The organism is Pseudomonas sp. R25(2017) (assembly GCF_002112565.1).
Lineage (GTDB): Bacteria > Pseudomonadota > Gammaproteobacteria > Pseudomonadales > Pseudomonadaceae > Aquipseudomonas > Aquipseudomonas ekonensis.
In genome coordinates this window covers 1-17,667 of the sequence record NZ_NEHZ01000001.1, presented here as the reverse complement: position 1 = coordinate 17,667, position 17,667 = coordinate 1, and the positions used below count along the sequence as shown (strand labels likewise).

18 protein-coding genes, 1 tRNA gene and 1 pseudogene are annotated in these 17,667 nt (G+C 64.2%); 11 read left to right on the top strand and 9 right to left on the bottom strand.

Translation table 11 applies throughout. The features are described from left to right. Position 1: 1 nt before the first annotated feature. From ihfA to CAG31_RS00095, 3 genes are all read left to right on the top strand, one after another. Complete coding sequence (gene ihfA / locus CAG31_RS00105) at positions 2-304, top strand: integration host factor subunit alpha (protein ID WP_002553164.1); 303 nt, start codon at positions 2-4, stop codon at positions 302-304. Beyond that, positions 285-641: a MerR family transcriptional regulator gene (locus CAG31_RS00100; protein ID WP_085577450.1), complete on the top strand. Its 357-nt coding sequence runs from the start codon at positions 285-287 to the stop codon at positions 639-641. The genes ihfA and CAG31_RS00100 overlap by 20 nt, the downstream gene beginning before the upstream one ends. Before the next feature lie 89 nt (positions 642-730). Continuing rightward, positions 731-807 (top strand) — tRNA-Pro (locus tag CAG31_RS00095). Between the two features lie 90 nt (positions 808-897). On the opposite strand, the gene CAG31_RS00090 is transcribed toward CAG31_RS00095, so the two are convergent. After that, positions 898-1,104, bottom strand: coding sequence for a hypothetical protein (locus CAG31_RS00090; RefSeq protein WP_085577449.1), 207 nt, complete (start codon positions 1,102-1,104; stop codon positions 898-900). A 129-nt stretch (positions 1,105-1,233) separates the two neighbouring features. Between CAG31_RS00090 and CAG31_RS00085 the strand changes: the two genes are divergently transcribed. Both CAG31_RS00085 and CAG31_RS00080 read left to right on the top strand, forming a co-directional pair. Then, on the top strand, positions 1,234-2,460 hold the full coding sequence (locus tag CAG31_RS00085; protein ID WP_085577448.1) for an RtcB family protein: 1,227 nt from the start codon (positions 1,234-1,236) through the stop codon (positions 2,458-2,460). Between the two features lie 124 nt (positions 2,461-2,584). Beyond that, positions 2,585-2,914: a hypothetical protein gene (locus tag CAG31_RS00080; RefSeq protein ID WP_085577447.1), complete on the top strand. Its 330-nt coding sequence runs from the start codon at positions 2,585-2,587 to the stop codon at positions 2,912-2,914. Positions 2,915-2,968: 54 nt separating this feature from the next. Here the strand turns inward: CAG31_RS00080 and CAG31_RS00075 are convergent, their stop codons facing one another. From CAG31_RS00075 to CAG31_RS00055, 5 genes and pseudogenes are all read right to left on the bottom strand, one after another. Continuing rightward, positions 2,969-3,382, bottom strand: coding sequence for a VOC family protein (locus tag CAG31_RS00075; RefSeq protein ID WP_085577446.1), 414 nt, complete (start codon positions 3,380-3,382; stop codon positions 2,969-2,971). A gap of 156 nt (positions 3,383-3,538) precedes the next feature. Continuing rightward, positions 3,539-4,126: a hypothetical protein gene (locus CAG31_RS00070; protein WP_256575463.1), complete on the bottom strand. Its 588-nt coding sequence runs from the start codon at positions 4,124-4,126 to the stop codon at positions 3,539-3,541. Between the two features lie 51 nt (positions 4,127-4,177). Further along, entirely contained in the window at positions 4,178-5,113 is a 936-nt protein-coding gene (locus CAG31_RS00065) for an alpha/beta hydrolase (RefSeq protein ID WP_085577445.1), read from the bottom strand. Between the two features lie 112 nt (positions 5,114-5,225). Beyond that, positions 5,226-6,224 (bottom strand): NAD(P)H-quinone oxidoreductase, encoded by a 999-nt coding sequence (locus CAG31_RS00060; RefSeq protein WP_085577444.1) that lies wholly within the window; start codon positions 6,222-6,224, stop codon positions 5,226-5,228. Between the two features lie 45 nt (positions 6,225-6,269). Then, a pseudogene (locus tag CAG31_RS00055) lies at positions 6,270-6,467 on the bottom strand (MFS transporter); the annotation flags it as partial. 105 nt (positions 6,468-6,572) lie between these two features. On the opposite strand from CAG31_RS00055, the gene CAG31_RS00050 reads away from it, so the two are divergent. Continuing rightward, the gene (locus CAG31_RS00050; protein ID WP_085577443.1) at positions 6,573-7,448 is read left to right on the top strand and encodes a LysR family transcriptional regulator; all 876 of its coding nucleotides are present in this window, start codon (positions 6,573-6,575) and stop codon (positions 7,446-7,448) included. Between the two features lie 229 nt (positions 7,449-7,677). Continuing rightward, positions 7,678-8,646, top strand: coding sequence for a hypothetical protein (locus CAG31_RS28615; RefSeq protein WP_256575464.1), 969 nt, complete (start codon positions 7,678-7,680; stop codon positions 8,644-8,646). A gap of 44 nt (positions 8,647-8,690) precedes the next feature. Here the strand turns inward: CAG31_RS28615 and CAG31_RS00040 are convergent, their stop codons facing one another. Next, positions 8,691-9,413 carry a pirin family protein gene (locus CAG31_RS00040; protein WP_085577442.1) on the bottom strand — a complete coding sequence of 241 codons (723 nt, stop codon included), beginning with the start codon at positions 9,411-9,413 and terminating at the stop codon, positions 8,691-8,693. A 214-nt stretch (positions 9,414-9,627) separates the two neighbouring features. Here CAG31_RS00040 and CAG31_RS00035 point away from each other — a divergent pair, with 214 nt between their 5' ends. Then, positions 9,628-10,578, top strand: a complete 951-nt coding sequence (locus tag CAG31_RS00035; protein WP_085577441.1) for a GlxA family transcriptional regulator — start codon at positions 9,628-9,630, stop codon at positions 10,576-10,578. Between the two features lie 90 nt (positions 10,579-10,668). Next, positions 10,669-12,141 (top strand): winged helix-turn-helix domain-containing protein, encoded by a 1,473-nt coding sequence (locus CAG31_RS00030; protein WP_085577440.1) that lies wholly within the window; start codon positions 10,669-10,671, stop codon positions 12,139-12,141. Here the strand turns inward: CAG31_RS00030 and CAG31_RS00025 are convergent. Further along, on the bottom strand, positions 12,103-14,946 hold the full coding sequence (locus tag CAG31_RS00025) for a winged helix-turn-helix domain-containing protein (protein ID WP_085577439.1): 2,844 nt from the start codon (positions 14,944-14,946) through the stop codon (positions 12,103-12,105). The genes CAG31_RS00030 and CAG31_RS00025 overlap by 39 nt on opposite strands. A gap of 321 nt (positions 14,947-15,267) precedes the next feature. Between CAG31_RS00025 and CAG31_RS00020 the strand changes: the two genes are divergently transcribed. Further along, positions 15,268-15,837 (top strand): flavodoxin family protein, encoded by a 570-nt coding sequence (locus tag CAG31_RS00020; protein WP_085577438.1) that lies wholly within the window; start codon positions 15,268-15,270, stop codon positions 15,835-15,837. Between the two features lie 7 nt (positions 15,838-15,844). Here the strand turns inward: CAG31_RS00020 and CAG31_RS00015 are convergent, their stop codons facing one another. Beyond that, positions 15,845-16,246, bottom strand: a complete 402-nt coding sequence (locus CAG31_RS00015) for a helix-turn-helix domain-containing protein (protein ID WP_085577437.1) — start codon at positions 16,244-16,246, stop codon at positions 15,845-15,847. A 210-nt stretch (positions 16,247-16,456) separates the two neighbouring features. Here CAG31_RS00015 and CAG31_RS00010 point away from each other — a divergent pair, with 210 nt between their 5' ends. Further along, complete coding sequence (locus tag CAG31_RS00010) at positions 16,457-17,380, top strand: LysR family transcriptional regulator (RefSeq protein ID WP_085577436.1); 924 nt, start codon at positions 16,457-16,459, stop codon at positions 17,378-17,380. The last annotated feature ends 287 nt before the right edge of the window (positions 17,381-17,667 follow it).

The window sequence follows — 17,667 nt, the reverse complement described above, 5'->3', positions numbered from 1 at the left end:
TATGGGGGCTTTGACGAAAGCTGAGATGGCGGAACGTCTGTATGAAGAGCTGGGCCTGAACAAGCGGGAAGCCAAGGAGTTGGTCGAACTGTTTTTCGAGGAAATCAGGCACGCTCTTGAAGACAACGAGCAGGTCAAATTGTCGGGTTTCGGCAATTTCGACCTTCGGGACAAACGCCAGCGGCCTGGCCGCAACCCGAAAACGGGGGAAGAAATCCCGATCACGGCTCGCCGTGTGGTCACCTTTCGTCCAGGGCAGAAGTTGAAGGCCCGAGTTGAGGCTTATGCTGGAACCAAGTCATAACGACGAACTTCCCGTCATCCCGGGCAAACGCTACTTCACCATCGGTGAAGTCAGCGAGCTGTGTGCGGTCAAACCGCACGTGCTGCGCTACTGGGAGCAGGAGTTTCCTCAGCTCAACCCTGTCAAGCGGCGCGGAAACCGCCGGTATTATCAGCGCCAGGACGTGCTGATGATCCGGCAGATCCGCGCACTCCTTTACGATCAAGGCTTCACCATCGGTGGTGCACGTCTACGGCTATCCGGTGATGAGGCCAAAGACGACACCACGCAGTACAAACAGATGATCCGCCAGATGATCGCCGAGCTTGAAGATGTGCTGGTGGTGCTCAAGCAATAAATTACTGCTTTTAAATACTTCCAGTTTTCAAAAGCTTGCGATATATTCTTGAGCGTTCCTCGAGATGAGGAACAAGATTCACGCCTAGTCGGGGCGTAGCGCAGTCCGGTAGCGCACTAGCATGGGGTGCTAGGGGTCGAGTGTTCGAATCACTCCGTCCCGACCATTATTCCTGAGTAAAATCAGACACTTAAGCCGATCAATCAGATCGGCTTTTTTGTGCCTGCGCAAAACGCGCGCAAAATGTCACTGCATTTCAGTGCAACGTCACCACCTTGCGACTTTCTCCGATCCTGATTCGATCCAAGGCACGGTTCAGCGCATCCAAGGCATCCAGAAGGGCCTTTGCCTCAGCTTCCCGACCCTCCCCCCAGAGACGCTCAGCCATTTTGTTCAAGGCCTGGATAGAGCGTTCAATCTCGGCAGCGGTGGCTGCTTTGCTTTCCGGGTGTTTCTTAAGCATTGATACAACTCTGTATGCATGAAGGTGTTTGGAGCAGTCTATCTTAGCCCATGCCGAAGGGAGACTCCTGCTTCTGGGGGGTGAACGAAGCCTGAGCCCGACCGGGTGACGAAACGAAGAATAGAGACGATGAAACAACCTACCTACCAACTGCTGGAAGTCGCTGACGGCAAGCCGATCAAACTGTGGACCGAGGGCGTCCCGGTGGAAGAGGAAGCGCGGCGGCAATTGTTGAACACCGCCAAGATGCCGTTCATTTTCAAGCACCTGGCCGTGATGCCGGATGTGCATCTGGGCAAGGGCTCGACCATCGGCAGCGTGATTCCCACGGTCGGGGCGATCATTCCGGCGGCGGTCGGGGTGGATATCGGTTGCGGCATGATCGCTGCGCGCACCTCACTGAGGGCTGCCGATCTGCCCGACAACCTGCATGGCCTGCGCAGTGCCATCGAGCAGGCCGTCCCTCACGGCAGAACCCTGACCCGCTCAAGGCGCGATACAGGGGCGTGGGATCAGATACCGCCACAGGCAGACCAGGCCTGGGCGGCGCTGTTTCCGCGGTTCAAGGCGATCACCGACAAATACCCGAAGCTCGCCGACACGAACAACCGCAATCACCTCGGCACGCTTGGCAGCGGCAACCACTTCATCGAGGTGTGCCTGGATGAGGCCGACCGGGTCTGGTTCATGCTGCACAGCGGTTCCCGCGGCGTGGGCAACGCCATCGGCAACCTGTTCATCCAGATGGCCCAGAAGGACATGCGCCAGCACATCGCCAACTTGCCGGATCGCGATCTGGCGTACTTCGAAGAGGGCAGCCGGCACTTTGACGACTATGTGGAGGCAGTCGGGTGGGCGCAGGACTTCGCCCGGCAGAATCGGGTCATGATGATGGACGCGGTGGTCCGTGCGACCCGGACCGTCATCCGCAAACCGTTCGAAGTGGCCCTGGAAGCAGTGAACTGCCATCACAACTATGTGCAGAAGGAACGGCATTTCGGTGAGGACGTATTGATCACCCGCAAGGGGGCCGTGTCGGCGAAGAAGGGCGAGTTGGGCATCATCCCAGGGTCGATGGGGGCCAAGAGCTTCATCGTGCGCGGTCTGGGCAACGAAGAGTCGTTCTGCTCCTGCAGCCATGGCGCAGGCCGAACCATGAGCCGCACCAAGGCCAAGAATACCTTCACCGTCGCGGATCAGGTTCGCGCCACCGCTCATGTCGAGTGCCGTAAGGATGCGGACGTGATCGACGAGATCCCGATGGCCTACAAGGACATCGAGAAGGTCATGCACGCGCAGCGTGAGCTGGTGGAAGTGCTGCATACCTTGCGTCAGGTGGTGTGCGTCAAGGGATAGGCAGCGTCGGACGGCGCTGACCGTACCGCCTGCCTTCAAAGTGCCAGCAGACGGCAAACTGCTGGCCCCCGGATGATCTCCGTATCGGCAAACTCGCCTTTTTTCAAAAGGTTAGGTGGGCTATATGCGGACGATTGTCATCACCGTTGCAACGCTTTCCCTGGCTGCCCTTGCGCTGGGGGCTCAAGCGAAAGAACTGAGCAAGAGCCATCGTTTTGCATGCGCGTGGGGCTCGGACATCGCCGCAGGCGCACAGCAATCGAAACTGTCGGGGATTTCCCTGTATGGCGCGCGCAAGCGCTTGCAGGTTCGCAAGTTCCAGCAGCCATGGATGCGCATGACGGCCATGGGCATTACCGAGCAGACCTACAACAGCACTTCCCGGCTCAAGCCGGCGGCGGTCAAGCAGACCTATTACGAGCAATGCGTGCGGCATGAGCTGGCGCAGCGCTGAGCACAAGGCCCGCCCTCAGGGGTGGGCTTTTTCATGCCTGGCGCCCGTGCTAAGTCACTTGTCGCTTTCGCAGTTGACCATCCAGGACACGCCGAAACGGTCCGTCAACATGCCGAAACTAGCGGCCCAGAAGGTCGCCTCCAGCGGCATGTCGATGCGTCCGTCCTTGGCCAGAGCGTTGAAGACCCGTTCCGCCTCGGCGACGCTGTCGACGTTCAGGGACACCGAGCAGCCGCTCATGCCCGGGGTCGGGCGGTCGGGAGTGGTGTCCGAGGCCATGAGCATCTGGTCGCCGACCTTGAGGCACGTATGGATGATCAGGTGGTGATGGTCTTTCGGTACGTGTTCGGCGGCAGGCGTTTCGCCGAATGACATCATCGCTTCAAGTTTGCCTTGCAGGCATTGCTCGTAAAACGTGAAGGCGGCTCGGCAGTCGCCGTTGAAGATCAGGTAAGGGTTGATTTTCATGGTAGTGCTCCCGGAAGTCGAAACGCGGGCGGCGGCGATTGTTCACCCGGCAGCGCGTTCGACGCATGAACCATAGCAAAGCGTTGGACATCGGGAGCGGCGGTGTTTTTCCAGATGTTTTGCGCATGGTTGGCGCCAGGCTTATCCCTGAAGCGGTCAGTCCACGATCACCCGCTCATCTTCGTCGCCCAGGCACACGGTCAGTTGCTGCCCGTCCTTGTCGAATGCGCAATACGGCAGCGAGCGTTGCTTGGCGACCATCAGTGGCACGCTGATGAAGAGGAGCGACAGCAGAATCGCTACCCCGGTGCGGACAATCAACTTGAAGCGGGAAAGCGATGGGGCGCGCCGTGAGCGCTGGAACGCGCCCAGCAGCAAGAATCCCACGCCGATGAGCATGGCGATTTTGATTTCCTGCGGGCTGGTGCTGTAGATGAGGTTGTCGGAATCTTCAGGGTAGTTCGCCAGCCACCAGGCGCCGATGGACAGGGGCAGGAGTCCGGCGCCGATGCAGGCGGCGGTCGAGCCGGGCAGTCGCAGCAGCACTGTCAGCAGCAACCCGGAGGTTGCGATCAGCCAGCCGGTGGCGAACAGTTGCCCACCCAAGCCACCCATGAAGGTGCCGGTGACGTCGATGGGCGTGATCAGGCTCCAGTCATAAAAGGCGATGTGCGCCATCAAGGCCAGCAAGGCGAGCCAGCAGACGGGATAGTAAAACCACAGGGCAATGGGGCGGGGCAACACACGCGATCCTTTTCGTGACGTTCGGGGGGCGGCAGTATGCCCGGTCGGACGTCAGGAGTCCCGGGCGATTTGCCCTGGCGCCGAACCGGCCACCCTAGGCGCACGCATCAGGGCATCGATGGCCTTGCGATAGCTCTGCCCGCCCAGGGCCATGCTGTTGTTATGCGTCCCACCGGGCACCAGCAACAGCCGTTTGGGCTGCCGGGCGGCAGCGAACAACTGCTCACTGAACCGGGGCGGCACGAACGCATCTGCCTGGCCATGCACCACCAGCAGCGGCATGTGGATATCGGCGATCTTGTCGATGGAGTCGAATTTCTGCGACAGCAGCCAGCGCACCGGCAATGAGGTGTCGGCCACGGCGGCGGCTACGTCCGCCAAGGAGGTGAAGGTGGACTCGATGACCAGCCCGCGCACCGGCAGGGGGGTATGGTCCCTGGCGGCGTTGCGGCCCAGTTCGGCGGCCAGGTCGATGGCCACCGCGCCTCCCAGCGAGTGGCCGTAGATCAAGCGCTTGCCCGGATCGGGCTGCAGTTGTTGAAAGCGTTCCCAGGCCACTCGGGCGTCTTCATAGACGCTGCTTTCCGACGGCAGGTCGCCCTGGCTTTTGCCGAAACCCCGATAGTCGATGGCAAGCACCGAATAGCCGGCCGCGCGCAATTGTTCGATGCGGAACAGTTGGCCCGTCAGGTTCCAGCGAACGCCGTGCAGATAAAGGATGGCCGGAGCGTTGGCCCGTTCCGCCGGCCACCACCAGGCGTGAATGCTTTGCCCGGCCCTGAAGCGCTTCGGCTGCAGGTCGAGTTCTTGCACGCTGTCGGGCAAGCCGTGATACCAGCCTGCGGTGCCGGGTTCGATGCGAAAAAGCAGCTTGCGCTCGGCATGCTCCAGCACGGCGCAGCTTGTCGGCAAGCCGATGATCAGGGCAGCCATGCAGGCGAACGTCAGCCGACGGCGTCGCAGACGGGTCATGAAAGCGGGGAGCATTAAACGTTTCACCGGAGCGCGGACAAAGAACGCTTTGTACCAGAAGCCTTCGTCCGCGCGCGAGATTTTCGACCGCCGCGCACCAGCAATGATTGCAAGATGCGACGGTGGCTCAGTCCACCGTCAACACGATTTTGCCGATGTGGTTCCCCGCTTCCATGTGGGCGTGGGCCAAGGCTGCCTCGGTGAGCGGGTAGACCTTGTCGATGATCGGCAGGCAGCGCCCGGCCGCCAGTGTCGGCCACACGTGTTCACGTAGTTGCGCGGCGATGGCCGCTTTCTCGTCGCCGGTGCGGGCGCGCAGCAGCGAGCCGGTGACCACCGCCCGTTTCGCCAGGATCGCCAGCAGATCGACGTCGTTGGCCCGGGCGCCCCCGAGGAAGCCGAGCATCACCAGACGTCCGTCCATCGCCAGTGCCTGGAGGTTGGCGTTGAGGTAAGAGCCGCCCATGATGTCGAGAATCACGTTGACGCCCTGGCCAGCGGTTCTTTCGGCGATGAGCGCGGAAAATTCCTGCTCGCGGTAATTGATCGGTTCACCGCCGAGTTCGCGGATGGCCGTGCACTTGTCGGCGCTGCCGGCGGTGGCGAAGGCCTCGATGCCGAATTCGCGGCAGAGCATCAGCGCGGTAGTGCCGATGCCGCTGGTGCCGCCGTGGATCAGGACTCGCTGGCCTGGCCGGGCGCCGCCCAAGCCGAACAGGTTGGCCCATACCGTGAAGAAGGTTTCGGGAAGCGCTGCCGCCTGCACCCAGTCCAGCCCCGCAGGCATCGCCAATGTCTGGCCGGCAGGCACGCTGCAGTATTGGGCGTAGCCTGCGCCATTAGTCAAAGCGCAGACCCTGTCGCCGATGGCGAACGTATCCACCCCGGCGCCGAGGGCGACGATCTCTCCGGCCACTTCCAACCCGGGGATCGGGTTCATCCCGGGCCTCATCGGATACAGGCCGGCCCGTTGCAGGGCATCGGGGCGGTTGATGCCGGCCGCGCGTACCCGGATCAGCACTTCGCCTTCCGGCACGGTCGGCAACGGCACGCGCCGGGGTTGCAGGACGTCCGGACCTCCGGGGCGGGTGATCTCGATTCGGGTCATTTCAGTGGGCAGGGTCATGTTCGGTGCCTCGCAAGGTGTGGTTCGGTGATGAAAACAGGTCGGTCAACTCAGGCAGCGGTGTCGCGCAAAGGTGTAAGGCAACCCTATCGCGGCCAGTTCCAGCAGCAGCGCCACCGCCAATGAGCCGGCGGCCGTCAAACACAGCAGCGCATGGTTGCCTCCGCTGGCCTCGAACAGTGCCGATGACGCGAACCCGGCCAGCGCCTGAAACGTGGCGAACGAAACGGTCGCGCGGCTCCTTTGCTCAAAAGGTTTATGGCGCTGAGCATATCGACTAAGGTCGCTGCACATGCGCAGCGATTTTGCTGAGTGATGATGCATTGGTGCATCAGTGGGGGAGGCAATATGAACTGGGATGATGCCAAGGTGTTTCTGGCGGTTTGCCGCGAGTCGACCTTGCGTGGTGCGGCGCGGGTCCTGGGGGTTGATCAAGCCACGGTGGGACGGCGCGTCACGGCGCTCGAGCAGTCGTTGGGCGCCAAGCTGTTCCTGCGTACCTCCGATGGCTATGCGTTGACGACGGTGGGTGAGGCTGCGCTCTTGTCCGTGGAGAAAATGGAGCATTCGGCGCTGGAGTTGGAGCGCCGGATCCAGGGCATGGACGAGCGGCTGAGCGGTAACGTGCGGGTCAGCACCACCGACTCTCTGGCCATCGACTTTCTGATTCCGGCCATCGCGCGTTTGCATGAGTTGCATCCTGACGTGCGTGTGCAATTGGACGCCTCCACGCAATTCTCGAGCCTGGCCAAACGCGAAGCGGACATCGCGGTGCGCAACGCTCGGCCTGACGATCCCGACCTCATCGCACGCCGCATCGCGCACTGGCCGGTGGGGCTGTTCGCTTCGCAGGCCTATGTCGACGCGCGAGGCGTGCCGTCGCCGGGCACTGCATTCGAGGGCCATGACCTGGTGGTGTATCAACCCTATGTGAAGGCCGGAAAAGAGGTGACGCTGGCGTCCGAACCGGTGGGGCGCGGGCGTATCGTGGCAGGTCTGAGTTCTAGCCTGTTGGTGCGGCGTTCGATTGCCGCCGGCATCGGTGTAGGAGAAATTCCCGTCTACATGGGGGAGCGGGACGGGCTGGTTCGGCTCTGGCCGGAGCGCACGCGGCCACAAGCCTATGAAGTGTGGCTGGTGACCCATGCGGATCTGCGTCACACGGCGCGGGTCAGGGCGGTGATCGAGCAGATCGTGGACGCGTTCGCACCGGAGAACGGATAGGCCAGACGCGCTGAATGCGTGGACTTGGCAAGGCTACGTCGGGTGGCGACATTGCCTACATTAAGGGCGGAATTCGCCGGCTTGTGGCTTTTCGGGCCGGGCTCTATCGTTTTCCAGACCTCGGACGAGACAAACCCCTCGTTCTGAAGGGATCAATCAGGGACGAATTGATAGCCGCAGAGGTGTGGAATTGATTGCAAGGGAAATCAGCCCGTTTCAGGAATGCGACATGTCCAGAGCCACCGACAAGACCGAATCCATGAACCACGTCAGCCGAGAGGAATTCAACGCCAGGATCGAGACCATCGAAGTCAGGATGGATGCCCGGATCGAATCCATGTCCGCGAAACTGGATGAGTTCGTCGCGGTGCAGGCGGAACGGGACAAGGCGTTCCTGGAGCGCGAAAGGGCCCGGGAGGAAACCCGTCTGGAACGTGAGCGGCTTCAGGAAAAAGCCCGGTTGGAGCGGGAGCGATCCTGGGAGCGCGCACGGCTGAGGTGGGAGCGATCTCAGGAAAGGGCTCGGCAGGAGCAGGGCGCAGCACAGGATAAAGCACGGCAAGAATGGGAAGCCGCTCAGGAAAGAGCCACGCAGAAGAGGGAAGAAGCGCAGGAACGAGCACGGCAAGAATGGGAAGCCGCTCAGGAACGAGCCAGGCAGAAGAGGGACGAAGCGCAGGAACGAGCCAGGCAGGAGCGAGACGAAGCGCAGGAACGAGCACGGCAGGAGCGGGAAGCCGCACAGGAGCGAGCCAGGCAGGAGCGGGAAACCGCTCAGGAAAGGGCCCGGCAAGATCGGGAGAAGGCGCGGGAGGTCGCACAGCGGGAACGAGACAAGGCACAGGAGGTCGCACAGCGGGAACGAGACAAGGCACAGTTGGAGCGGGACAAAACGCAGCTGGAGCGTGAAAAGGTCCAGCAGGAGAGAGACAAGCGCCTGGAGCTGATCGCGGAGCAAACGCTCAAGGCTGCCGAAGGGGCCCAGGAAGCGGCAAAGCAAGTGATCAATTTCAGAACCAGCTATTGGGCAGGTGTTGCCGTGCAGTTTCTGGCAGGAGTGGCCATTCTGGTGGGGGCCATCTACACCAACCAGGCCAACGTGATGGTCGCGATACAGACGACCTTGGCGGCGGTTCAGTCGGTCAAGGAGGCCAGCGCACCCGTGCCTGTTGCCACGCCGGTCACCCTGGAACAATGAAAACGGCCTTCAAATGAAGGCCGTTTTTGGGTGGTGCGTTTGTCTCAAGGCATTTCTGGCAATTCTTGGGGCCTCAAGTCAAACACCAGCACTTCGGCATCAGCACCGTTGCTCAAGGTCAGCGCCTGTTCCTCACGAACCCGCACGCCGTCGCCTTCCTGCAACTGCACGCCGTTCAGCTCAATGCTGCCGCGAGCGACATGCACGTAGGCATAGCGATGGGTCGGCAGTTCCAGCGTGGCGCTTTCGTGGCCGTCGAACAGTCCCGCAAACACCCGTGCATCCTGGCGCACCTTCAGCGAGCCGTCGGTGCCGTCCGGCGAGATGATCAGTTGCAGCCGGCCGCGTTTTTTCTGCGGGCTGAAATGCTCCTGCTGATACCGAGGCTTGGCGCCGCTCACATCGGGCACGATCCAGATCTGCAGAAAGTGCACGGGCTTGCTCGTCGAATGGTTGAACTCGCTGTGGGCCACGCCGCTGCCGGCGCTCATCAGTTGCACGTCGCCGGGGCGGATCACCGAGCCGGTGCCGAGGGTGTCCTTGTGTTCCAGTGCGCCTTCGAGCACGTAGGAGAAGATCTCCATGTCACGGTGCGGGTGCTGGCCAAAACCTTTGCCGGCGGCGACGCGGTCGTCGTTGATCACCAGCAGGTCCGAGAAACCCTGTTCGCGCGGGTCACGGTAGCTGGCGAAGGAAAAGGTGTGGAACGACTTCAACCAGCCATGGTTGGCGAGCCCGCGGTCGGAAGCTTTGCGAAGGGTCAGCATGATGGAATCTCCTGTCGGGACGTTGATTCGTCCGCTTGAGGAGAAGATTAATATTTACCGGTTTGAGCAATAAGTAGGTGAAAATTGAAATACTGTCCTGCTCAAGTTGACAGTTTTGTGCTGCGGATCACGGCGTCTTTCGGGCCGCTCGTGGTGTACTGCGGCAAAATGCGGCAACTTATGCCGAATCATAGATTTCAGTGATGTGTCTCCCATGAAAAGCGTGGCAATGGTGCTGTTTCCCGAGTTTCTCCTGCTGGACATGGCAGGCCCCCTCGAAGTGTTTTCGGTGGCCAACCGCTACCTGAAGCCCCAGAACCATTATCGGTTGACCACCCTGGGCACCGAACGCGGGCCGTTGCGTGCATCCAATGGCGTCTTGATGCACACCGACCGGTGCATCGAGGACGACAACGAGCGTTACGACCTGCTGCTGGTGCCCGGCGGGCCCGGTGCCTACAACGAAAGGCTGCCGTCGCTGCAGGCCTGGCTGCCGGGGGCGGTCGGTCGGGCGGGATGTTACGGCTCCATCTGCACCGGGGCATTCGTGCTGGGGCATGCCGGGCTGATCGACGGCTATCGCGTCACCACCCACTGGAACTACACCGAGCGGCTGATCAAGGGGTTTCCCAAGGCCATCGTCGCGACAGACCGGATCTACGTCGAGGATCGCAACCTCATCACCTCCGGCGGCGTCACCGCCGGCATCGATCTGGCCCTGGCGGTGGTCGCCCGGGACCACGGCAAGAAGCTCGCCCAGGACGTGGCCAAGGTGCTGCTGGTGGTGATGAAGCGTCAGGGCGGACAGGCTCAGTTCAGTCCGCTGATGGCGGCGGTGGCCCCTCAGGAGACGCCGGTCACGCGGGTGCAGAACCATGTGCTGGAACACCTGGAGGAGGCCTTCAGCGTTGAGCGGATGGCCGGGATCGCGAACATGAGCCCGCGGCACTTTGCGCGGGTGTTCGCCCGGGAGGTCAGCATGACGCCCATGGAGTTCCTGCAGAACGCACGCATCGACCGTGCGCGCAATCTGCTGGAAACCAGCGACCTTCCGCTCAAGACCGTGGCGTTCAAAAGCGGTTTCGGCAGCGTGCGCCACATGCGCTTTCTGTTTGGCGAAAAGCTGGGCCTGACGCCGCTGCAGTACCGCGAACAGTTCAGCTAGAGCGTTTCTGTCCGTCCCGGGCACCCGGATGTCCGTGCTGCGCCCCGTGTGGCGGTTGTGCCGTCATGGGGGCCTGCCAAGATAGCGGGCATGAACAGCCTCGTTGATTTGAGCACGGCATCGGTCCTGCGGTTCGGCCCGTTTGCCTTTCACCTGCGCCAGCGGCTGATCCTCGAAGGGGATCGGCAATTGCGCATGGGCGGCCGTGCGCTGGACATCCTGCAGGTGCTGGTCGAGCGCGCCGGCCGCGTCGTCAGCAAGGAGCAGCTGATCGCGCTGGTGTGGCCGACGTCAGTGGTCGAAGACATCAACCTGCGGGTGCACATCGCCGCCTTGCGCCGGGCGCTGGGCGACGGTGAGAAGGGCCAGCGCTACATCGTCAACGTGCCGCAGTGCGGTTACAGCTTCGTCGCCCCGGTGCAGGGCGACAGCGTTGCGCAGGTGGTGTTCGAAAGCCTGCAGGCCCCCCAGCACAATCTTCCGGCGCGGCTGACCCCGGTGACCGGTCGGGATTCACTGGTGGGTGGCCTGGTCCGCCAATTGCCGCTGTGCCGGCTGATGACCGTGACGGGCCCCGCCGGCGTCGGCAAATCCACCGTGGCCTTGCGCGCGGCCGAGCTGCTGCTGCAGCACTTTCGCGACGGGGTGTGGCGGGTGGATCTTTCGCTGATCGACGCCAGCGCCCCCTTGCTCGACGCGTTGCTGCAAGCCCTGGACACCGACTATCCCACCCTGACCGCCCGCCACGCCCTGCTGGTGCTGGACAACGCCGACCATTGGCGTGAAGCCTGCCGCGAGGTGCTGGAGACGCTGTTGGCGGCGGCCCCGCGGCTGGTGATCCTGGTCACCAGCCGCGAAGCGTTGCAGGTCAACCTCGAAACCGTGCAGAACGTGCCGCCGCTGGCCGTGCCCGGTGTGTCGGCGTGCTGCCATGTCGCTGAGGCCATGGCGTTTTCGGCGGTGCAGTTGCTGGTCAGCCGGGCCCGGGCACGGCAGCACGGCTTTGCGCTGCGTGAGCAGGATCTGCCGGCGGTGCGCGAGATCTGCCAGCGGCTCGACGGCTTGCCGCTGGCGATCGAACTGGCGGCTGCGCAGATCGATGCGCTGGCGCTGGTCGGGCTGCACGCCCAGCTGGACAACGGCCTGCAATGGCTGAGTTTCGGCAGGCGCACGGCGGTGCCGCGCCATCAGTCCATGAGCGCCGCGCTGGACTGGGGCTGCCGGCACCTGAGCGACCAGGAGCGGCGCGTGCTGCAACGCCTGGCGGTGTTCAAGACTGCCTTTACCCTGGACGCGGCGATGGCCGTGATCAGCTGTGCGCAAATGCCGCCGTCGATGCTGGCGGCGGCGGTTGAACGGCTGGCGGCCAAATCGTTGCTGACGGTGGAGCGGGGCAGCGGGGTGGTGCGCTACCGCCTGCTCAACACCACCCGGCGCTACCTCGGCGAACAGCCGGCGGACAGCGGCGACTTGGCTGAACTGGAGCGGCGCCATGCCCGCTACAGGGGGCGCACGCACGATGCCTCAGACGTCCGTCTGGCTGCGCAACTCGTCCAGCAGTAGGCGCACCTTGCGCAGATCCGGCGTCGCGTAGCCCTCGGTGAAGCGCCGATAGACCGGATCGAGAAGCGCCAGCGCCTCGTGGTGGCGCGCCTGACGCTGCCACAGCCGGGCCAGCGACGTGGCGCTACGCAGTTCCCAGGCCAGCGCGCCCTGGTTTCGGGCGATGTCCAGCGCTTGCAGCAGAACGGCTTCGGCGGTTTCGGTTCTGGCCGTGTCTGTCTCGACGCCATCGCCAGCCTGCTGGCGATGGCGTCCGTCCAGCCGCAGCGGTTCTTCAGGCAACAGCTGCTCGGCCCGGGCCCGCAGGATCTCCGCCGTGCTCCATCCCGCCGCGCCGCTCTGAGCGCGCTCCAGCAAGGCATCGTCAATGAAGCCGCTGTCGAGCGTCACCATGATCTCGCGGACCAGCCCGCTGTCGGCCGGCGGCACGGCGACGGCGGTGTCGGCGTCGATCACTTGCGCATACTGCCGGGCCCAGGTGTGGAACAGCAGCACCGAATGCTTCTGCGCCTGTTCGTGCAGCTGGCGCAGCAGGGCGCGGGCGTTCTGCCGGTCGCCGTTGTAATGGGCGATCAGGCAGGTGGCGAGGGCCAGGGTGTAGCAGATCGACGTGCCATGGTCGATCTGCACGGCGATGTCCAGCGCCTGCCGGGCCGTGCGCCACGCCTGTTCGGGAAAGCCCTGCAGCCACAGCACCCGGGCGAGCACCGTCAGCGAGGCGACGCTCTGGTCGTACTGCACGCCGAAACCATGGGTGAAACGGTTGCGGTGGCCGCTCTGGGCCATGCGCTGGATCACCTGCTCGGCATGGATCCGGGCCTGCGGCTGATCCCCCGCGTAATGCAGCGCCAGCACCCGCAAGCGGTGCGTGCTCAACGACAACAGCGGATCGCCGTGCAGGCCCAGGTTCTCGAACTGCTCGCTCTGCTCCAGCGCCATCCGGTAATGGCCGCAGCTGAGGTTGACCGCCATGTGCCCGGACACGGCGCGCAGTTGCCCGGCGATGTCGTCGTGCTGCCGGGCCAGCGCATGGGCGCCGACGAAGGCGTCGATGGTCTCCGGCGTGCCGCCGAAGGTGTGGTAGCAGGCACTGCCGAGCGCCAGCTTCAGGGCGATTTCCAGGCGGGGGCAGGGCGAGGCGGCAGACGCCAGCAACTCAAGGGCCCGACGCACATGGCCGCCGTATTCCTTGAGCAGCGAGAGTTCTTGCCACAGCGGCGCCGAGGTCGCGGTCAGGCGTACGCCCAGATCCTGCGGGCCTTCCCCGTTCAGCGCCCAGCCCAGCGCCGCGCGCAGATCCTCAAGGCCACGGGCGTAGCGTTCGATCCACAGCACGGTGGGGGTCATTTCCCAATCGGCCTGGGCCTGGTGCATCAGCGCCAGGCAACGTTCGGCGTGGCGTTCGCGGGTCTGGTCGAGTTCCAAGGCGTGGTCGAGCTTCTCCAGCGCATAGCGGCGGGTGGTGTCGAGCAGGCGGTAGAACACTTCTTCATCGCCGACCTCGACGCTGAGCAGCGACTTGGCCACCAGTTGCGTGACCGAACCGAACACGTGGTGCGGTTCGATGTGCCGACCGACGATCACGGCTGCTGCCGACTCCAGGGTAAAGCCGCCGCGGAACACGCTGAGGCGGCGCAGGCAGGCCTGTTCGCAGGCACTGAGCAGGTTGAAGCTCCAGTCCAGCGTGGCCCGCAGCGTCTGGTGCCGGTTCTGGCCGATCCGCTCGCCGGCGGGCAAGCGGCCTTGCAGTTGCATCAGCAAGCCTTCCAGTCCGAGCGTCGCGACCTGCGCGGCCGCCAGTTCCAGCGCCAGCGGAATGCCGTCCAGCCGACGGCAGATCCCGATGGCCAGCGGCAGGTCGGCATCGCCCAGTTCAAAGCTGTCGTGGCCGGCCATCGCCCGTTCGGCGAACAGTTGCAGCGCCGAAAAGCTCATGGCCTGGGCAAGGTCGGGCACGGCGATCGGCGGCGGGCAGTCGAGGGATTCCAGACGCTGCACGAACTCGCCTTCGATCCTCAGGCTTTCGCGGCTGGTGGCCAGGATGTGCACCTGGGGCGCACCCCGCAGGATGCCTTCGCTGAGCAGGGCCACGGCGTCGATCAGGTGCTCGCAGTTGTCGATCACCAGCAGCATGTGCCGGTCGCGCAGGCTGGCGATCAGGCAACTCAACGGATCATTGTCGTGCAGCGACAGGTCCAGCAGATTGGCCAGGTGCGAGCCGATCAGTTGCGGATCGTTGATCGGCGCCAGGTCCAGCAGGCGGATGCCGTCCCGGTAGCGCCCGATCAATTGTTCGGCCACGCGCAGGGCGACGGTGGTCTTGCCGATGCCGCCGGGCCCCACCAGGGTGATGCAGCGCTGGCGCGGCAGCTGGGCCATCAGGTTGTCGACCAGCGCCTGACGCCCGATCATCCGCGTGCGGCGCAACGGCAGGTTGTGCCGGCCGGTCGCGCTCGGTGATGGCGTGTGCTCGATGGCCTGCAGGATGATCGGCGCGACGAAGCTGTAGCCGCGCTGGGCCACCGTGACGATGTAGCGCTGCCCGGCCTGGCCGTCGCCCAGCGCCTTGCGCAGGGCGGCCATGTGCACCCGCAGGTTGATGTCTTCCACCACGCTGTCGGGCCAGACCCCGGCGATCAGCCGCTGCTTGCTCACCACCTCGCCGGCGTGGGCCAGCAGGATCAGCAGGATGTCCAGCGCACGCCGGCCCAGGCGCAACGGCTGGTCGCCTTCGAGCACCAGCCGCTGGCCGGGGTGGATCCGATAGGGGCCGAAACCGATGGCCTGATCCGGGGAAAGACTCAACCGCTCACTCCTGTACCGCTTTCTTGTGATCCCGGCCGCACGCGTTCACGGGGCGAGGGCCGGGGCGGACGGTGGCCGGCAGGGTCTGCCGGGGCGTCTAGTCCGCTGTTTCCGGGCATATTCCCCATGATTGCCCGCGAGCGCAATGTGCTGGCGAAGGGCTCCGGCGGCGATCCGGGGTCGCACCCACTGTATTTAAAGGCCGAAACCTGCACCGGCCCGTCCGACGACCGGAAAAAATTAACAACGATTAACTCGTCCCTGGCCGGCCTCGCCCCAACACTGCGGGCGAAGGAATGCATACGTCCGGAGGACGCTGCGATGAGCGAAGTGGTGGTGGTCTATCACAGTGGTTACGGGCATACCCGGGTCATGGCCGAAGCGGTGGCCTTGGGCGTTGCGCGCCACTCGGGCAGCACCTGCCGGCTGATCGCCGTGGAGGACGTGGACGCGCATTGGGAATGGCTGCACCGCGCCGACGCGATCGTTTTCGGTGCGCCGACCTACATGGGCAGCGCGTCGGCGGCGTTCAAGCAGTTCATGGAAGCCACGGCCGCGTTCTATCTGGCCAGGCCCTGGCGCGACAAGCTGGCGGCGGGCTTCACCAACTCCGGCAGCCTGTGCGGCGACAAGCTCGGCACCCTCCAGCAAATGGCCGTGTTCGCCGCGCAGCACTCGATGATCTGGGTCGGCCTGGACCTGTTGCCGGCGCGTTCGTGCCAAGGATCGTTCGACGGGCAACTGAACCGGCTCGGCAGTTCGTTGGGCGCCATGTCCCAGTCGTGCGTCGAACGGCCGCCCGGGCAGGTGCCGCCGGTCGAGGACCGCCGCACCGCCGCCCACCTGGGCGAACGCGTGGCGCGCCTGGCTCAGCGCATGGCGCTGCGTTGAGCAGGGATCAGAGCCCTTTGACCACCCGGCAGCGCCAGGCGAACGGATTGATCCCTTCGCTGCGGGTGAAGATGTGGCAGAAATGCGCCTGGTCGCAGAAGCCGCATTCGAGGCTGATCTGGGTCAGGCTCAGGTCCGTGTGCTGGATCAGCAGCTTGGCCCGGGCGATGCGCTGGGCGCGGATCCAGTCCTGGGGCGAAAGCCCGGTGCTGCACTTGAAGGCGCGGGAAAAGTGGCTGCGCGACAGCGCACAGGCGCGGGCCAGTTCGGTGACTTCGAGGCTTTGGTCCAGGCGTTCGAGAATCAGCTGTTTGACCAACCGTTCCCGCTGCGGGCTGAGGCCGCCGGTCTGAGGTTTGGGCGCATCGCCGGCAGGCATGCGGGCGAGCGTTTGCTGTAGGTGAGCCATGGCCAGAATCCGTGTCGGGGGGAACGCACGGTCAGCGCCTTCCCTCAGGTCGAAAAAACAACGCTGCGCAGAGGGATTCATTGTTCGGCGGCGGGGCGGAGGCTTGCGAGTTAAACGTTGTTAATTCCGCCGCAAACGCGCATGGCCCGTCACCGTCGTTCGGGTAAAGTGCGCAGCACTTGCGCCTGACTCCATAAGGAAAACACGTCCATGAACCGTAACGATCTGCGCCGCGTCGACATGAACCTGCTGGTGATCTTCGAAGCGCTGATGTTCGAAAGGAACCTGACCCGCGTCGCCGAAAAACTGTTCATGGGCCAACCGGCGGTGAGCGCCGCGCTGGGTCGCCTGCGGGATCTGTTCGATGACCCGTTGCTGCTGCGCAACGGTCGCGGCATGGAGCCCACCGCCCGGGCCCTGGCGATCCTGGACGAGCTGCAGCCGGCCATGGACGTGATCAGCGGCGCGGTCAGCCGGGCCAAGGCCTTCGACCCCGCCACCAGTTGCGACGTGTTCCGCATCGGGATGTCGGACGATGCCGAGTTCGGCCTGTTTCCGCCGCTGCTGCGCCAGTTGCAGGAGGAGGCTCCGGGGATCGTGGTGGTGGTCCGCCGCGCCAACTACCTGTTGATGCCGACATTGTTGGCCTCCGGGGAAATCTCCGTGGGCGTTAGCTACACCACGGATCTGCCGGCCAACGCCAAACGCAAGAAACTGCGCGACATTCCCTGCAAGGTGCTGCGCGGCGACGACCGTCCGGGGCCGTTGACCTTGGACGAGTACTGCGCGCGGCCCCACGCGATGGTGTCGTTCTCCGGCGATCTGAGCGGCAACATCGACCTGGACCTGGCCAAGGTCGGCCGCACCCGCCGGGTGGTGCTGGGCGTGCCGCAGTTCAGTGGCCTGCGCGCCTTGCTGGCCGGCACCGAAATGATCGCCACCGTGCCCGACTACGCGGCGTGCGCACTGGTGGAAGGCTGCGCGCTGCGGGCCGAGGATCCGCCGTTCCCCATCGACGCGGCGCAACTGTCGATGGCGTGGAGCGGGGTGCACGACAACGACCCGGCGGAACGCTGGCTCCGGTCGCGGATCAGCCAGTTCATGTCGGCGGAGCTGGACATTCCGGTGGCGTAGGCGCCGTTGCCCGGTCAGTGGGGGGCAGCAGGGCAGGGCCAAGACAGTTGCTCCCGCCCGTCGAAAAGGGCGCGCGATCTTTCAATCCGGGTATGTGCCATCGCAGACGGCTTGCAAACGAGCTGCGCTGCCGCTCATCGGAATCCCGCCCACCCCTGTCAGATCTGACAGTAGCCACCGCTCCCCCCCCGGCTTCCAATGACTCCGTCGCCCACCCGCACCGGAGTCTTTGCCATGCTCATCCAGCCCCTGCGAGCCGTCGCCCCCCTGGCCCTGCGCGAGCCCGA

Bases quoted from the DNA above. Each gene is read 5' to 3' on its own strand.
- ihfA (WP_002553164.1), top strand. From the start codon at position 2: ATGGGGGCTTTGACGAAAGCTGAGATGGCGGAACGTCTGTATGAAGAG.
- CAG31_RS00100 (WP_085577450.1), top strand. From the start codon at position 285: ATGCTGGAACCAAGTCATAACGACGAACTTCCCGTCATCCCGGGCAAA.
- CAG31_RS00090 (WP_085577449.1), bottom strand. From the start codon at position 1,104: ATGCTTAAGAAACACCCGGAAAGCAAAGCAGCCACCGCTGCCGAGATT.
- CAG31_RS00085 (WP_085577448.1), top strand. From the start codon at position 1,234: ATGAAACAACCTACCTACCAACTGCTGGAAGTCGCTGACGGCAAGCCG.
- CAG31_RS00080 (WP_085577447.1), top strand. From the start codon at position 2,585: ATGCGGACGATTGTCATCACCGTTGCAACGCTTTCCCTGGCTGCCCTT.
- CAG31_RS00075 (WP_085577446.1), bottom strand. From the start codon at position 3,382: ATGAAAATCAACCCTTACCTGATCTTCAACGGCGACTGCCGAGCCGCC.
- CAG31_RS00065 (WP_085577445.1), bottom strand. From the start codon at position 5,113: ATGCTCCCCGCTTTCATGACCCGTCTGCGACGCCGTCGGCTGACGTTC.
- CAG31_RS00060 (WP_085577444.1), bottom strand. From the start codon at position 6,224: ATGACCCTGCCCACTGAAATGACCCGAATCGAGATCACCCGCCCCGGA.
- CAG31_RS00050 (WP_085577443.1), top strand. From the start codon at position 6,573: ATGAACTGGGATGATGCCAAGGTGTTTCTGGCGGTTTGCCGCGAGTCG.
- CAG31_RS28615 (WP_256575464.1), top strand. From the start codon at position 7,678: ATGTCCAGAGCCACCGACAAGACCGAATCCATGAACCACGTCAGCCGA.
- CAG31_RS00040 (WP_085577442.1), bottom strand. From the start codon at position 9,413: ATGCTGACCCTTCGCAAAGCTTCCGACCGCGGGCTCGCCAACCATGGC.
- CAG31_RS00035 (WP_085577441.1), top strand. From the start codon at position 9,628: ATGAAAAGCGTGGCAATGGTGCTGTTTCCCGAGTTTCTCCTGCTGGAC.
- CAG31_RS00030 (WP_085577440.1), top strand. From the start codon at position 10,669: ATGAACAGCCTCGTTGATTTGAGCACGGCATCGGTCCTGCGGTTCGGC.
- CAG31_RS00020 (WP_085577438.1), top strand. From the start codon at position 15,268: ATGAGCGAAGTGGTGGTGGTCTATCACAGTGGTTACGGGCATACCCGG.
- CAG31_RS00015 (WP_085577437.1), bottom strand. From the start codon at position 16,246: ATGGCTCACCTACAGCAAACGCTCGCCCGCATGCCTGCCGGCGATGCG.
- CAG31_RS00010 (WP_085577436.1), top strand. From the start codon at position 16,457: ATGAACCGTAACGATCTGCGCCGCGTCGACATGAACCTGCTGGTGATC.